We start from the raw sequence: 15,106 nt of genomic DNA on the forward strand, positions 1-15,106 counted from the left end.
AAAAAATAGTCAATTCGGCGGATAATTCGCCGGGTCGATGGCCGGCGTGGCGTAGTGCCGCAATACGTCGCCGCCGTGCGGGTGTTTTTGCGTGCGGCGTTTTTCCTCAAGCGGCGGGCTGATCAGCACGATCGACGCTTCGTCCGGGTTGCGCAAGTTCACCGCCGCGCTGACGCCGCCATCGCGGTAGCTGCCCATCACGCCGATGGCCATCTGTCCGAACAGGGTGGCCGCGCCCGTATTGCCCAGGCGTTGATCCGTATCGATCCACTGCGCCGTGTTGCCACTGTCGAGCTCTGTACCGCCATCTTGCGCATGCTTCAACAAGGTCTTGTGCAATGCAATCAACTGCGCCTGATTGCCACCCGTAGCGGCGACCAGGCGTGCCGGCGCGGCGGGCCGCTCGCTTTCCGGCAGGCTGCGCAGCGCTTCCTGCCAGCCCGCCAGCAAGGCTTGCTCGCGCTGGTCGCGCCGCGTCAAGGGCTTGCCATCCTTGTCGAGCATCTTGACGAACGTGGGCCGGTGGATGAAGCCGAAGGTGGGCAGGCGGTCGGGCTGCGCCAGTTGCTCCTTGTTGAAAGGCAAGGGAAACCACGGCGTGGGCTGCCAGTTTTTCGGTGGGTGGTAGGTCTTGTAATTGAGCCTGTCGACCATGCTGAAAGTGCCCGTGCCACGGATATTGGTGCGTTGCGCGAACTGCGCGGCCACGGGCAGCCATTCGGCGATCGATGGCTGGCGTCGGGTGATGACGGCCGGATCGCTTTCCAGCCGTGCCTGCGGCACGGTTCCCATCAAATCATAGGAAGCCAGGTACAGCCGCCGTGCCACGCCATAGGTGTTAAGGTCATATCATGGCGAGAAACATAACGGGTAGGGCAAACCACCATTTGCGTTCGATCGGCGACATATTTTCCTGACAAGAAGAATAGTTGCCGATTCTAGCGCAAAAGTTGCCAAACATTACGGTGCGCTGATGATTTTCGTCAATGCCACCTGGAAGCAACGTGGTGCAACGCTACGATAAACAATACTATTAACACTATTTCACGGGCGCGATTGGAATGCTGGGCACCGCTGGCGTGGCCGCCGGTGGCGACGTTGGGGTGCCGCCGTGCGGCTTGTTTTCCCCGTTGGCTGGCGGTTTGCCATGGCGGTTGCGCTTGTCGGTGCGCGTCTTGGCGGGCTTGGCGTCGTGGAGCACCTTGCCCTTGTTGTCGAGCTTGTCTGACTGGTCCGATTGCTGGCCCGGGTCATTGGGATTATTGGTGTGGTTGCCCGTCTGGTTCACATTTGTGGTCGACTGGGCTTGTACCCAGGCGCCGCCGACGGTCATCAGGGTGGCGGCCAGCAGGAGAGCGGCGGTTTTCATGGGTGGGTCCTGTGCGTGTGTGGTGTCGAGCTTGCATTGTCACACGCGTACCCGCCCGCACGCGTAGGACACTGCCCCATGGCCGTGTCGGCTATTTGCTCCAGATTAACGGAACTGTTCCGTCGAGATATCGAAGCGTTTGAGCTTGTCGTACAGGGTTTTCTTCGGGATATTCAGCGCGGCAGCCGCATCGATCACATTGCCATTGTGGCGCCGCAAGGCTTCCTCGATGATGGAAATTTCAAACGTATCGACTTGCTCTGCCAGGGATGCTTCGCGGCAACCGGCCGGGCTCAGGGTCTCGTCGAGCAGGCCCAGCACGAAGCGGTCGGCCACATTGTGCAGTTCGCGCACATTGCCAGCCCAGCGCTGCGCCATCAGGGAGGCGACCAGTTCGCCGCTGACGAGGGCGGCTGGCTGGCTGTAGCGCAGCGCCGCCTGCAGCACGAAAAATTCAAACAGCAGCGGGATATCTTCGCGCCGGTTGCGCAGCGCCGGCAGGGTCAGGCTGGCCACGTTCAGGCGGTAGTACAGGTCGGGACGGAACTTGCCCTGCTCGGCCAGCACGTTCAAGTCTTCCTTGGCGGCGGCAATGACCCGGAAATTGACGGAAATCAACTTGTTCGAGCCCAGGCGCTCGACTTGCCGCTCCTGCAGCACGCGCAGCAGTTTCACTTGCAGGGCCAGCGGCATGCTTTCGATTTCGTCTAAAAACAGGGTGCCGCCGTTGGCATATTCGATCTTGCCGATGCGCTGGCGCTGCGCGCCGGTGAATGCCCCTTCCTCGTGGCCGAACAGTTCCGATTCAAAGATCGATTCGGGCAGGGCGCCGCAATTGATCGCCACGAACGGGTGGTCGCGCCGCTCGCTGAAGTCGTGCAGGCAGCGCGCGATCAGTTCCTTGCCCGTCCCCGTTTCGCCCAAGATGATGATGTCGGCGGACTTGGGCGCCAGGTTCAGCACCAGCTGGCGCACCTTGGCCATGGCCGCGCTGCGCCCCACGATGCGCGCCTCGATGCCGACGCGCTGTTCCAGCTGGCGCCGCAAATCCATGTTTTCCAGCACCAGGTGGCGTTTATCGAGCGCGCGCCGGCACACTTCCACCAGCAAGTCGGCGGAAAACGGTTTTTCGATGAAATCGTAGGCGCCACGGCGCATGGCGCCCACGGCCATCGACACGTCGCCGTGGCCCGTGACGAGGATGACGGGCAGGCTGGCATCCTGCGCCACGGCGATATCCAACAGTTTCAAGCCATCCATGCCGGGCAGCTTGATATCGCTCAATAAAATGCCGGCAAATTCAGGCACCAGGTAGGGCAGCGCTTCCTCGGCCGTGGCCACGGCCGTCACTTGCAGTCCGGCCAGTTCCAGCGATTGCCGGGCGCCCTTGCGCACGACGGCATCGTCTTCCACCAGCAGCACTTGCATGCCTTCAAAATTATTCTCGTGCATCGGGTCTTTCCTTCGTCTCTATCTTATTCTCCCCCGGGTCGCAGCTCAGGGTGATGGTAAATTGCGCGCCGCCCCCTTCCGCGGCGCTGCGGTTGCGCACGGCCAGCGCGCTGCCGGCCGCGCGCAGGATGCCGGCGCTGATCGACAGGCCCAGGCCCAGCCCGTGTTCCTTGGTGGTATAGAAAGGGTCGAAGATCTTGTCCAGCGAAGCCAGCGGGATGCCAGGGCCATTATCGGTGATATGGATCACGGCCAGTGTTCCTTCGCGGCGCACCTGGAACCAGATCTGCACGGGATCGCTTTCCGGCACGGCGTCCATGGCATTCGTGATCAGGTTGGTAAACACTTGCTCCAGGCCGATGGCGTTGCACAGCACGATGATTTCATCGTCGGGCCAGCTTTCATGCAGGCTCAGGCGCTGTGAATTCTTGCGCGTGCGCATTTGCAGCATGGTTTGCGCGAACGCCTGGCGTACGCTGACGGGTTTGCGCGCATCGTCGCTGCGCCGCGCAAAGCCTTTCAGTTGCGACGTCACGTAGCCGAGGCGCTTGACCAGGTCGGAAATGGTCGACAGATTGTCCAGCGCATCGTCGATGCGCCCGCGCGCCAGCAATACCTTGGCATTGTCGGAAAAGGTTTGCAGGGCGGCCAGCGGCTGGTTCAGCTCGTGCGTGACACCGGCCGCCATCTGGCCGATGGCCGCCAGCTTGCCGCTTTGCACCAGTTCGGCCTGGGCATAGCGCAAGGTTTGCTCGGCCCGCTCGCGTTCGGCCACCTCGGCTTGCAGGCGGCCATTCGCGTGCACCAGGTCGGCCGTGCGCTGCTCGACCTTGATTTCCAGCTGTTCATAGGCGCGCGCCAGGGTCTGCTGGGCGTTCAGGCGCTCATCGATACGGCGCCGGCGCTGGCGCGCATACATCAGGGCCAGCAGCAGCAAGGCCCAGCCCAGCGCGGCGGCGATGGCGGCGTTGCGCGCAGCTTCCTCCACCTGGTCGAGCTCGGCCAGCACGGTGATCTGCCATTGCAGCGGGCCCAGCGCGCGGTGGACGGCCAGGTAGTCGGCGCTGCCCGACAGGGCCGGCGTGTCGCCCATCTGCGGGCGTTCCAGGGTCATCACGCTGGCGCCATCGGCAAACTGGCGCTGCACCTGGTGCGGCAGGATGGGCAAATTTTCCTGCAGGAACTGGCGCTGTTCTCGGATGTCTTTCTTGGCCGCCGGCGACAGGGGCGCCAGGGTCTTGAACTTGAAGGTGGGCGTGGTGGCTAGGATGAGTACGCCATTCGCATCCTTGACCCAGATCTGCTCGCCTGCGCCCGGCGTGCGCCACGATTGCTCGATCCAGTCCAGGTTGACCTTGGCGGCGACGATGCCGATGATGCGCCCGTTGCGCTGCACGGGCTGCGAAATGAAGTAGCCGGCCTCGAACGTCGAGGCGCCAATGCCATAGAATCGGCCGATGCCGCCTGCGATCGCATCCTTGAAGTAGGGCCGGAAGCCATAGTTGACGCCCACGTACGAGCTGCGCTCTTGCCAGTTGCTCGACGCCAACGTCGTGCCCTTGTCGTCGAGCACGTACACGGCAAAGGCGCCCGCGCGGCGGTTCATGTCGATCAGGTAGGCATTGATCTGCGCGACTCTTTCGGCACTGGGCTGTTCCAGCAGTTGCGCCACGGCATCGCTCTGGGCCACGGCCAGGGGCAGGAATTCGTATTTATTGAGGGCGCCACCGATGGAGGCCGCATACAGTTCCGCGCGCGAATCGAGCGTGCGGTGCAATTCATCGAGCTGGCGCTGCTTGACCCCGGCATACGACGCCCACGCCAGCACGGCCAGCGTCGCCACGGCCAGCAGGGGGCCGAGCGCTTGTCTCAGGGTCCATTTGCCGAATGCCATGGTGCTCCGTGTGTCTTGTTGATGGGGTCAGACCCGACGGGACTGACCCCATTTGGCGCTAACTAATCAGCCATACTATCAGTCAGCAGTACTTGCCATGGTCTCGGCATTGTGATGGCGCTGCTGCTCTTCCATCACCATTTCGCCCAGCATGCGCTTGAGGTTGTTGAACTCCGGGTCGCTCGGGTCGCGCGGGCGCGGCAGGGCTATGGCCACGTCGCGCTTGATGGTGCCGGGACGGTAGGTCATGACGATGGTGCGGTCGGCCAGGTAGATCGATTCCTCGATCGAGTGCGTGACGAAGACGATGGTGGTGCCGAAGACTTTCCAGATTTTCAGCAATTCGTCTTGCAGGTTGCGCCGAGTCAAGGCGTCCAGCGCGCCGAATGGCTCATCCATCAGCATGATGGGCGAATCGAGCGCCAGCACGCGGGCAATGGCCACGCGCTGGCGCATGCCGCCAGACAAGTCTTTCGGATAGCGGGCACGGAATTCCGACAGGCCCAGCATGTTGAGCAGCATGTCGACGCGGTCCTTGATCTCGGCCGGCGTCTTGCCGGCGATTTCCAGGCCGAAGGCGATATTGCTTTCAATCGTCATCCACGGGAACAGCGCGTATTCCTGGAACACCATGCCGCGGTCGGGGCCGGGCTCGGTGATCAGCTTGCCGCCGGCGAGGATCTGGCCGGAAGTGGGCTGGGAAAAGCCGGCGATGGCGTTCAAGAGGGTCGACTTGCCGCAGCCGGACGGCCCCAGCAGGCAGATGAACTCGCCGCTGGCGATTTCCAGGTTGATGTCTTTCAGCGCAATGACGTCGCTGCCGCCGGTGGTGAAGATTTTATTGACTGCTTTGATGCTAATGGTGGTCATGGCCGTTCCTCTCAGTGTTCCAGGCCGCGGTGCCACTGCAGCAAATGATTATTCAGGGCATTCATGGCGATATCGATGGCCAGGCCGAACAGGCCGATGGTAAACATGCCGGCGATAATCTTGTCGGACCAGAAGTACTCGCGTGCTTCGAGGATGCGGAAACCCAGGCCGCTGTTGACGGCGATCATTTCGGCGACGATCACGACGATGAACGCCGTGCCCATGCCGATACGGGCGCCGGCCAGGATGTAGGGCGTAGCTGCCGGCAGGATGACGCGGCGGAACATGGTCATCTGGCTGGCGCCCAGGTTGCGCGCGGCGCGGATGTAGATGCCGTCGACCTGGCGCACGCCGGCGATGGTATTCATCAGCACGGGGAAGAAGGAACCGATGCTGATCAGGAAGAAGGCGGGTGGATTGCCCAGGCCGAACCACAGGATGGCCAGCGGAATGTAGGCGATCGGCGGAATCGGGCGCAGCACCTGCACCAGCGGGTCGAACAGTTTGTAGATGGTCTTGTTGGTGCCCATCAGCAAGCCCAGCGGCAAGGCCAGGCCGGCGCCGATGGCGAAGCCGCCCAGCACGCGCGACAGGCTGGCCCAGGCGTCATGCGGCAGTTCGCCGGAGAACATCCACACCAGGTAATTGCCCGCTGCGGGCGTGTACGCCTCCATCGGGATCAGGTATTCATACCACTTCACTACCACTGCCACGGGCGAGGGAAGGATTTGCGGATTGATCCAGCCGAACGTGGACAGCGCCTGCCAGAACAGCAGCACGGCAACGGGCACGATGGAGCCGTGCGCGATGCGTTTCATCATTTGAATATTCATCGTGATACTTTCCGATTAGCGTGGTCGTGGTTAGCGTGGTACATAGGATTTCTTGGCTTTTTCCAGCATGTCCAGCTTGACCCAATCCTTCGCTGCAGGCGGTTTTGCCATGCGGCCCACGCCAAACTTGACCATGTAATCGGTGGTCAGCTGCACGTGGCTCTGGGAAATATCTTCCGTGAAGATGGCGTTGTCGATGGCGTCGCGGTAATCCTCGGAGGTGATCTGGTTCTTGAACATCGATTCGCGCACGTATTTTTCCGCCAGTTTCGGGTCGGCTAAAAAGGCGCGCGTGGCGGCGACGAAGCAATCCATGAAGCGCTGCGCCACGGCAGGCTTTTCCTTGTACATTTTTTCCGTCATCACCAGCGCGCGCACGGGCTCGCCCAGCGGCGTGTCATAGGGCTTGATGATGGCCGAGCCGTATTTTTTGTGGATTGCCTGCGTCGAGTACGGTTCGGACTGGCTCATGGCGTCGATATCGCGGGTCAGCAGGGCCTGGTTCAGGTCGGGGTAGCCCATGTAGAGGATCTGCACGTCCTTGCCCGGCTTGTCGGACCAGGTCAGCTTGGCCTTGGTCAGTTCGGCAAACAGCAGGATTTCCTGCGGGCCGCCGCGCGTGACGCCGACTTTCTTGCCTTTCAGGTCGGCGACGTCCTTGATGTTCAGGTCAGGGCGCCCGACGATCTGCACGCCGCCCTTGGCAAAGCCGCCCACCAGGTACACGGGCAGGCCCGTGGCGCGGCCCGTGATGGCCGCTTCCAGCGCGCTGGCGGAGACATCGATTTCGCCGGCGATCATGGCGGGCACGATGTCGAGGCCCTTGGCGAAGATGCGCTCTTCAATCTTCAAGTCATATTTGGGGGCGATTTCCTTCATGTACGCCACGGCGCCGTAGTGGGCGAATTTCAGGTTGCCCAGGCGCACGAGGTCGGCCGCGTGGACGGCCAGCGGGAATTGCGCGGCCAGCGCGACGGCCACGGCCAGTGCTTTGGTGTTCAGGAAGGACGAGATGCGGAAGGTGCTTGCCATGCTGTTGTCTCCAAAAGGTAGATGGTTTTTATAGTTGCTAAGGCTGCCGCTCTATGGCGGTTATGAAAATATAAAAGCATCTTCCGTGCCAGTGAAGCGCATTTTGTCATTTATTGCAAGTGATTGTTTATAAAGGCTTAATTCGAATGTGTAGATGAGCGGAAATGCCGCGATTCCGCTTTTCCGCACGCTGGCGGGAAATAGCGTGCGGATTGCCGCATTGCTAGCAGGAAATGGAAGGGCTGAAACGAGAAGAGGAATCGAGAAGGGCTGGGGACGCGCGCCGGAGAACCTGAATGGCGTGGCTCACTCCAAGCGTAAAAAAACGCGTTGCAGAACCAGGCTGGCAACGCGTAACCCCCCGTGGAGTCGGGGCGGCGCCGCGCGGGCGCCTGTCTGGTCTGTCCTGCGTGCCCTTAGTTTGACGCTGCGGCGGGCGGCGGCATTGCGGGGGCGGTGGCAGGGTCGCTCAGGGGCGCAGAATGCGTGGCATTGCCTGGGGCCAATTCCGGCGTGGCCGGCATGACTGGCGCCGGCATTACCTGGGGCGCGGAGCTGGGCATGGGCGCTGTTTCTGGCAAGGGCGCGTCGGCAGGTTTTTTGCAGGCGGACAGGGTAACGATAGCGGCGGCGGCCAGCAGAGTGGGGATATTCATGGTGCTTCCTTTGCAAGAGTCTATGTGTGGCGATGCGGACGGCATGCGCCGCGCCGCGCGAGAGCCTTGAATTTATTGCAGGAATGCTGACGCTTCTGTTCGCTATTTCACCTTGCGCGGTGAAACAGCGGCTGTGAAGGAAAATAATTCCGCATGGAAATATTTTTCACTTTCTTGCTTCTAATGTTCGTTAACGCACAGACCTGAGCCGCTGGGGCAGGCATTGTGTAGTCAGACGCCCTGGATTTGTGGCTTTCTGGCATAAAAATTGCCAAGAATTTAACAATCCGGGCTACCGGCAATCGTTAAAAAGGAGTATTCAAATGCATGCAATGACTCAGTCTCACGTGAAGAGCGAATTAAAGGCAGCGCACCAGGAACTTCGTAGCCCCGAAAAAGGCTCGCAAATGGTAGAGCGTGCGGCCCCTATCCCCCCGGAGCGCATGAATCCCATTTCCATGGCACCGATCGAGCGCGTGCGTTCGACGTCCGCCACCCTGCGCCGCATCGAAAACATGCAAAAACTGATCGGCGAATTGTCGCTGCACGAGATGCTGGCCGATGAAATCGCCTGGTTCCTCAAGTTTTCGCCATCGGGCGCCCGCAAATACATCCGCGACCTGCGCGAAGCGGGCGTGATCGAACTGGCCCGCTACATCGAAGGCACCGCCACCTACCTGGGCAAGGCAGTGTACCAGCTGACGCCAGACCCTGAGCGCGTGCGCGCCTTTTTGGCCGCCATCGTCCAGCCGAAACGCGAAGGCGCGCCACCGCGCAAGGATCGTCCCGGCCTGCGCGAGCAAAGCATGGCAGGCAGCGGCCGCCACTTCCACATCCTGGCCGATGACACGCATTACGCCATCCGCGTCAACCGCGGTCCCGTGACGCGCGATCCGCTGGTGGCTGCTTTGTTTGGAGCGCCGCAACAGAAAGTTGCTGAGTAATACCTGACCAAACCTACTGCGCGGCGCGCTTTGCGGCCTGCGATGCTCACCGGCTCGGCGCCCCCGTGCTCTAGCACGGTTGCGCTTCTTAGCCACAAATCACTGCCGCTCGCTACGGTTTTTTCAGGCGTTGTTGTAGCGTATCGAGAGCCGGGTTGCGACCCGGCTTTTGGCGTTGGGCGCGGCGCTTTGACGTTGGCTGATTGAAAAGACTGCAAGCATCCCCATGTGGGCTGGACTGCTGCCCGCAACGCGCGGGTTTACTTGAAGGAGCTTGTCCTTGTCTGCCTACGCCACCTGTTTGCCGTTTTCCTCGTCCCGCGCCGTGTTGCTGAAACGGGCATCCGCATGAACCCGCTGCTGTGGATCGCCCTCGTCACGGCCGCCATCGTTTTTTCGCTGTGGTTTCCCCGCTGGCGCCTGAAGCGGGCCCTGGCGCAACCCTTGCCGCCGGAAGGCCTGGCGGTGCTGGAGCATAATATTCCCGTCTATCGGCGCATGCCGGCGCCGCTGCAGCAGCAATTGCAGCGGCTGGTGGTGCAGTTTCTGTACCAGAAGAAATTTGTCGGCTGCGCCGGCCTGGAGATCACGCACGAGATGCGCTACACCATCGCCGGCCAGGCCTGTTTGCTGCTGCTCAATCGCCAGACGCAGGTGTATCCCGAGCTCGACACCATCCTCGTCTATCCTACGCAATTTATCGTCACGCGCGATGAAGTGGGGCCGGGCGGCGTGGTGACGCCGTCGGCCAATGGGCTGCTGGGCGAATCGTGGGGCGATGGCCGCGTGGTGCTGGCCTGGGACCACGTGCAGCGCGGCGCGGCCGACTGGAGCGATGGCCACAATGTCGTGCTGCATGAATTTGCCCACCAGCTCGACAGCGAATCGGGCGCCGCGAATGGCGCGCCGTATTTGCCGAACGTATCGAGCTATCGCAGCTGGGCCACGGTGCTGTCGCGCGATTTCGATAATCTGCGCCACGACGCTATTTATCAGCAGCAAAGCGTGATGGACCATTACGGCGCCACCAATCCGGCCGAATTCTTTGCCGTGGCCACGGAAACCTTCTTTGAAAAGCCGTACCAGATGGCCGAGCACCACGCCGAGCTGTACGCGCAATTCTTGCAGTACTACAAGGTCGACCCGCGCGACTGGATGGCGCCACCGCCTGAAGCCGAGCATATGGCCACGCCATTCCCCAACTTTGCCCAGCACTGGTAAGCGCCGGTTTCTGCTTGGCAAACTCAGCCAAGCAGCCGCTGTTTCAGTTGCGCATAGCTGCTGCGCGAGACGGGAATGCCCGTGCTGGTCTGCGTATCGAGCGCATATTTGCCACCCGGCGCAATCAGCAAACGCCTGAAGAGCAGGCTGTTGACGATGTAGGAGCGGTGCACGCGCAAGAAGTGGGGCGGCAGCAGGGCCATGAGCTTGTCGATCGGCAAGTCATGGAAGCACTGCTCGCCGCTGCGCAGCACGATGTTGCTGTAGTGGCCATCGGCCTGCACGTGGTCGATCTCGGCCATGGCGATCCATTCCAGCGCGCCCCGTTTCTTCACGGCCAGCGAGGCCGAGTGCGCGGCGGCATCGGCGGGCCTGTCGACATAGCGCTGCAGGGCTTTTTGCAGGCGTTCGCGGCTGAAGGGCTTGGCAACGAAGTCGAGCACGCCGAACTCAAATGCCGTGATCGAGCGCTCCGCGTGGGCCGAGACGACGATGGTCTGGAACGTGCAATCGCCGGCCAGGCGCAGCAATTCATAGCCATCGGCGCCGTGCAGCTGCAAGTCCAGCAGCAGCAAAGCGTAGCCGCCTCGCCGTAACTCTGCCAGCGCCTCTTCCACCGTGTCGTGCAGCGCCAGCGCTGCCAGGCGGGCGCCGAAATGGGCGCGCACTTCGCGTGCCAGTCCCTGTGCGATCAGCGGCTCATCTTCCAGTATCAAGACCTTCATGGCGCCACCGGCAAGGTAAATGTCAGATGCCAGCCCTGTTGCCGCTGCTCGATGGCGTAGTGGGCGCCATCGCCAAACACGGCTTGCAGGCTGGTGCGGATGTACTGTTCGCCCATGCCGCTGCCCAGATGCTGGCGCGGCTCGCCGGCGGGCAGGGATAGCGTAAGTACTTGCGTTTGCGCAAGCCTGGCGATGCGCAGCTTAAATTGCGCGCCGCGGCGATAGCGGTTGTGGCTGTATGCGTTTTCCAGCGCTGTCAGCAATATGGCGGGCGGCACGGTGATGCCGGGCGCCTCGCCATCGAGCAGCAGGCTGCATGGCTGCTGCAGGCGCGTGCTCATGATGCTCAGATAATTGTGGCACAGGGCCAGTTCCTGTGTCAGGGCGATGCTGGGCTGCTGTGCATACTCGTTGAGCATGCGCAACTCGGCGCCCAGCGCCTCGATGAACGCTTCGGCCGCCTGCGGCGATTGCGCATTGAGTTCGCTGATCAGGCTCAGGGAATTCATCAGGAAATGCGGTTGCATGCTTTTTCTCAAGAGCTGGTTTTCCAGCTGCTGGGCGCGCGCAGCCTTGTTGCGTTCTCCAAGCAGCTGCGCCAGCAGCTGGGCGCACAATGGCAGCAGCAGGAAGCACACGACAAGGGCGAAGCCGCCTTCGGCAAAGCGCTCGCCTGTCGAGGCAAACAGGATGCCCGAGGCCAGCGCGATGGCCGCGCCGCTGCGGCTGCCCGGCAGGCGCCGCCACAGGGCGGCCAGGTTGAGCGCCAGGCTGGCCGCGAGGCCGACGCAAAACATCCACCAGCAGCGGCTGTCGAAATGCGCGGGGAGCGCGCCGGCCAGCGCGGTGAGCGCCAGCAGCAGGACGGCTGCCAGCTGCCAGCGCGGCAGGCGGTAGGCCGCATGGAAATACAGTGGTAGCAGGGCGGAAAACAGCCAGGTCAGGGCGTTGACGGCATACAGGCGCGGCAGATGCAAAGGATAGGCATAGCCGGCAAAGCTGCGCCAGATTTCCGCCACCAGCAGCAGCGCTGCCACCAGGCATAGCGCGGCAAACATGGCCCAGTGCCGGTGCCGCTGGTACAGCACCGTCAAGGCAAGGAAGAGCAGGGCGACGGCGCCCAGCGCGCCGGCCAGCAGCAGCGCCGGCAGCCTGTACCAAGCCAGCGCCGCGCGGTAGTCTTGCCGATCTATCAGGTACAGCGCATAAAACGGCGCCGCCAGGCGCGCCGGCACGTGTTGCGTCGACAGCAGCAGGCGCAAATGGTGCTTGCCCATGGCCAGCTGCTGCGGCGCCAGGGGCATGGCGAAATCGATGTCGCCCGCGCGCTCCTCTCCAGCTTGGCGGGCGGGCTGGCCATTGCTGCCGATCAAGATATCATCCAGCCAAAGCTCGCTGGCGGCCAGCGCCGACAGCACCAGCAGCGTCGATGCCTGCGGCGTACTGCTCACGCTGAAATCGCGTTCCAGGCACAGCAGCTGGCCCGGCCGGAGCAGCTGGTGCAGCGAGGCGGCGGGCGCCGCCGTACGCATGCCGCAGGCGCGCCAGCCATCATCGAGCGATGATCTGGCCATGGCATCGGCGAAAGCGGGAAAGGCCAGGCAGCACAGCAGCAGGGCGCGAAGGAAAGAGGGCATGGCGGGCATTGTAGCTGCTTATTTGCAACTAATTTGCCACATGCGGTGCTGTTCATGCTGGCCAGGTGCATTTCGTGCACAGTCCGCCAACCGGGCATGAAACGCGCTTACCATGGGCCAGCGCCGCGCCATAGACGCGGCCTCACCAGGGAATGATTGATTATGCAAAGTAGAAAATATTACTATTTCGGCGCGCTGGCGCTGTTGTGCGGCGTGGCGCAGGCCGCTTCCGCTCCTGCGCCCGCGCTGGCCGCGCGCTTGGCCGCTTTCGACGGCTGGGTGGCCCAGCGCATGGCCATGGAGCGTATACCGGGCTTGACCGTGGGTTTTACGCAGGGCGATTCGCAATGGGTGCAGGGCTATGGCTATGCCGACCTGGAAAACCGGGTGCCGGCCACGGCCCAGTCCAGCTATCGCCTGGCGTCCGTCACCAAGCCCATGACGGCGGCGGCCATCTTGCAGCTGGTCGAGCAGGGCAAGGTGGATCTTGATGCGCCCGTGCAAACCTATGTGCCATATTTCCCCGTGAAAGCGTTTCCCGTGACGGTGCGCCAGTTGCTGGGCCACCTGGGCGGCATCGACGCCTACCGCGACAACAAGGCGGAACAGCATTTCAAGGAGCACAAGACGACGCGCCAGTCCATCGCCGTCTTCGAACAGTTCGATCTGATCGCCGAACCGGGCATGCGCTTTCGCTACACCAGCTATGGCTACAACTTGCTGGGCGCCGTCATCGAGGGCGCCTCGGGTGAAAGCTATGGCAGCTACATGCAGCGCCATGTGTGGAGCCCGCTGGGCATGGCGGCCACCGTCATGGACAACCCCGACGCCGTCATCGCGCACCGCGTGCGCGGCTACCGGCTGGTTGGCACGGAGCTGAAGAATTCGGAATTCGTCGACATCAGCAGCCGCTTCTCGGCCGGCGGCACGCGTGCCAGCGTGCCCGACATGCTGGCCTTCGGCAAAGGCATCCATGACGGCAAGATACTGTCGGCGGCCAGCCTGGCTGCCATGGTGCAGCCGATGGCCACGCGCGCGGGCCGCTTGACGGACTATGGCATGGGCTGGGAAACGACCCCGACGGGCGGGCGCTATGCTATCGCGCACAGCGGCCAGCAGCCGGAAACGGTCACCTATCTGTTCAGCTTTCCTTCGCGCAAGCTGACGATTGCCGTCGCCGCCAATCTCGAGCGCGTCAACCCGGAAGCGTTCGTGCAGCGCCTGTTCGAGGTGGTCACGGGCGAGCCATGGCAGCTGAAAACGTATATTGCCGAGGCAAATGCACAGCGCTATTATCAGGTGGCGCAAGGCTTGTTCGAAGAAGGCCGGGCGTACGCCGAGCGCACGCGCCAGCCTTACGCGGATGCGGCCGCCACGCGCGAGGCCTTTACGCAAATCAACGGCCAGGCGCTGGCGCCGGACGCTGCGGCGGCGCGTGCCTTTATCGATGCGGCCCGCCATCCCGCAGGTGGACGCGTGTTCCTGACGGCCGGCGCCAGCATGGCCGAACGGCTGCGTCAGGCGGGCACCGACCTGAATAAATACTCCAGCGGCGGCGCGCTGGCTTTCGCGCGCGATTATATTGTGCTGGCGCAAGGCGCGCCTGCAAAATCGTTGCCCCGCTTCGAGCCTGGCTTCGAGCAGGCGATCATCGCCCTGGCCAGCAGCTGGGACAGCACGGCGGCCATCGCGTGGCCGGCGGCACCCACTTCCATCTTTGAACTGGATGGCAAGCTGCGGGCGGCCTTCCGCGGCCAGCGGGCCTATCCTGATTTCGTGCCCGAACTAGTTGATCTGGCGCAAACATCGGCCGCGCGCGGCGAGGCGGATCGGGCACTGGCAGCCAGCGGGCTGGCCGTGGCGCTGTATCCGCTCAGCGACCGTGCGCACACACTGCAGGGCTTGACCTTGCTGCATGCCGGCAACACGGAGCTAGCTGACGCCGCGCTGCGCGTGGCCTTGGCCCGCGATCCGCTGGGCGCGGCCGGCCCGGCGGCGTTGAACCTGGAAGCCTACCGCCTGAAGGGCAGCGGTGCCGTTGCGCAAGGCACGGCCGTGCTGCAGGCGGCCGTGCGGCTGCATCCGCGTGATGCGAATCTGCAGGACAGCCTCGCAGAGTTTTACGCGGAGCAAGGCTTGCACAAGCAGGCGGTCGAGGCCTACCAGCAAGCACTGCTGCGTGATCCCCGCTATTCGGGCGCGGCCGCCGCCAGGGCGGCGATTATCCGCCTGGGCAGCGTGGCCGATGCGGCAAAGCCGTGACATACCGGCTTAGATGATTTGCATATAAACAAGGGTAAAAGATTCTTTTTGGAAAAAATGGCGCCGCGATTTAATAACGGCATTGATTGCGCCACCACAGCAATTGCATGCAGACTCGTCTTCACTTCAGCCTGAGGAAATGCGGCCTGTGTGCGCAATCGAACGGTACTTCGCCAGCGGGCGGCGCATGCTGAAAAGGTGGCGCGCGGTG

The 15,106-nt window shown here is 62.7% G+C and carries 13 protein-coding genes; 3 read left to right on the forward strand and 10 right to left on the reverse strand.

Annotation, left to right across the window (positions count from 1 at the left end):
- Nucleotides 1-9 precede the first annotated feature (9 nt).
- The 8 genes from ACQ4W6_RS18915 to ACQ4W6_RS18950 all read right to left on the reverse strand — a co-directional run bounded on the left by ACQ4W6_RS18915 (nt 10) and on the right by ACQ4W6_RS18950 (nt 8,106).
- A complete protein-coding gene (locus ACQ4W6_RS18915; protein WP_436568716.1) occupies nt 10-792 on the reverse strand; it encodes a hypothetical protein in 783 nt (260 codons plus the stop codon).
- 247 nt (nt 793-1,039) lie between these two features.
- Nucleotides 1,040-1,369, reverse strand: a complete 330-nt coding sequence (locus ACQ4W6_RS18920) for a hypothetical protein (RefSeq protein ID WP_436568717.1) — start codon at nt 1,367-1,369, stop codon at nt 1,040-1,042.
- Nucleotides 1,370-1,474: 105 nt separating this feature from the next.
- Nucleotides 1,475-2,821, reverse strand: coding sequence for a sigma-54-dependent transcriptional regulator (locus ACQ4W6_RS18925; protein WP_436568718.1), 1,347 nt, complete (start codon nt 2,819-2,821; stop codon nt 1,475-1,477).
- Complete coding sequence (locus ACQ4W6_RS18930) at nt 2,808-4,715, reverse strand: sensor histidine kinase (RefSeq protein WP_436568719.1); 1,908 nt, start codon at nt 4,713-4,715, stop codon at nt 2,808-2,810. The genes ACQ4W6_RS18925 and ACQ4W6_RS18930 overlap by 14 nt, the downstream gene beginning before the upstream one ends.
- A 78-nt stretch (nt 4,716-4,793) precedes the next feature.
- Nucleotides 4,794-5,585: an ABC transporter ATP-binding protein gene (locus ACQ4W6_RS18935; protein ID WP_436568720.1), complete on the reverse strand. Its 792-nt coding sequence runs from the start codon at nt 5,583-5,585 to the stop codon at nt 4,794-4,796.
- An 11-nt stretch (nt 5,586-5,596) separates the two neighbouring features.
- Nucleotides 5,597-6,406, reverse strand: a complete 810-nt coding sequence (locus tag ACQ4W6_RS18940) for an ABC transporter permease (protein ID WP_436568721.1) — start codon at nt 6,404-6,406, stop codon at nt 5,597-5,599.
- Between the two features lie 42 nt (nt 6,407-6,448).
- Complete coding sequence (locus tag ACQ4W6_RS18945; protein ID WP_436568722.1) at nt 6,449-7,450, reverse strand: ABC transporter substrate-binding protein; 1,002 nt, start codon at nt 7,448-7,450, stop codon at nt 6,449-6,451.
- 416 nt (nt 7,451-7,866) lie between these two features.
- Nucleotides 7,867-8,106 (reverse strand): hypothetical protein, encoded by a 240-nt coding sequence (locus ACQ4W6_RS18950; RefSeq protein WP_436568723.1) that lies wholly within the window; start codon nt 8,104-8,106, stop codon nt 7,867-7,869.
- A 443-nt stretch (nt 8,107-8,549) separates the two neighbouring features.
- Between ACQ4W6_RS18950 and ACQ4W6_RS18955 the strand changes: the two genes are divergently transcribed.
- Nucleotides 8,550-9,050: a winged helix-turn-helix domain-containing protein gene (locus tag ACQ4W6_RS18955; RefSeq protein WP_436568724.1), complete on the forward strand. Its 501-nt coding sequence runs from the start codon at nt 8,550-8,552 to the stop codon at nt 9,048-9,050.
- A 348-nt stretch (nt 9,051-9,398) separates the two neighbouring features.
- Entirely contained in the window at nt 9,399-10,271 is an 873-nt protein-coding gene (locus tag ACQ4W6_RS18960; protein ID WP_436568725.1) for a M90 family metallopeptidase, read from the forward strand.
- Nucleotides 10,272-10,294: 23 nt separating this feature from the next.
- Here the strand turns inward: ACQ4W6_RS18960 and ACQ4W6_RS18965 are convergent, their stop codons facing one another.
- Together ACQ4W6_RS18965 and ACQ4W6_RS18970 are read right to left on the reverse strand one after the other, a co-directional pair.
- On the reverse strand, nt 10,295-10,996 hold the full coding sequence (locus ACQ4W6_RS18965; RefSeq protein WP_436568726.1) for a LytR/AlgR family response regulator transcription factor: 702 nt from the start codon (nt 10,994-10,996) through the stop codon (nt 10,295-10,297).
- Nucleotides 10,993-12,633: a histidine kinase gene (locus ACQ4W6_RS18970; RefSeq protein ID WP_436568727.1), complete on the reverse strand. Its 1,641-nt coding sequence runs from the start codon at nt 12,631-12,633 to the stop codon at nt 10,993-10,995. Before ACQ4W6_RS18970 ends, ACQ4W6_RS18965 begins: the two co-directional genes overlap by 4 nt.
- A 162-nt stretch (nt 12,634-12,795) precedes the next feature.
- Here ACQ4W6_RS18970 and ACQ4W6_RS18975 point away from each other — a divergent pair, with 162 nt between their 5' ends.
- The gene (locus ACQ4W6_RS18975) at nt 12,796-14,895 is read left to right on the forward strand and encodes a serine hydrolase domain-containing protein (protein WP_436568728.1); all 2,100 of its coding nucleotides are present in this window, start codon (nt 12,796-12,798) and stop codon (nt 14,893-14,895) included.
- Nucleotides 14,896-15,106: the final 211 nt, after the last annotated feature.

The organism is Janthinobacterium woesei (genome assembly GCF_051380875.1).
GTDB lineage: Bacteria > Pseudomonadota > Gammaproteobacteria > Burkholderiales > Burkholderiaceae_D > Janthinobacterium.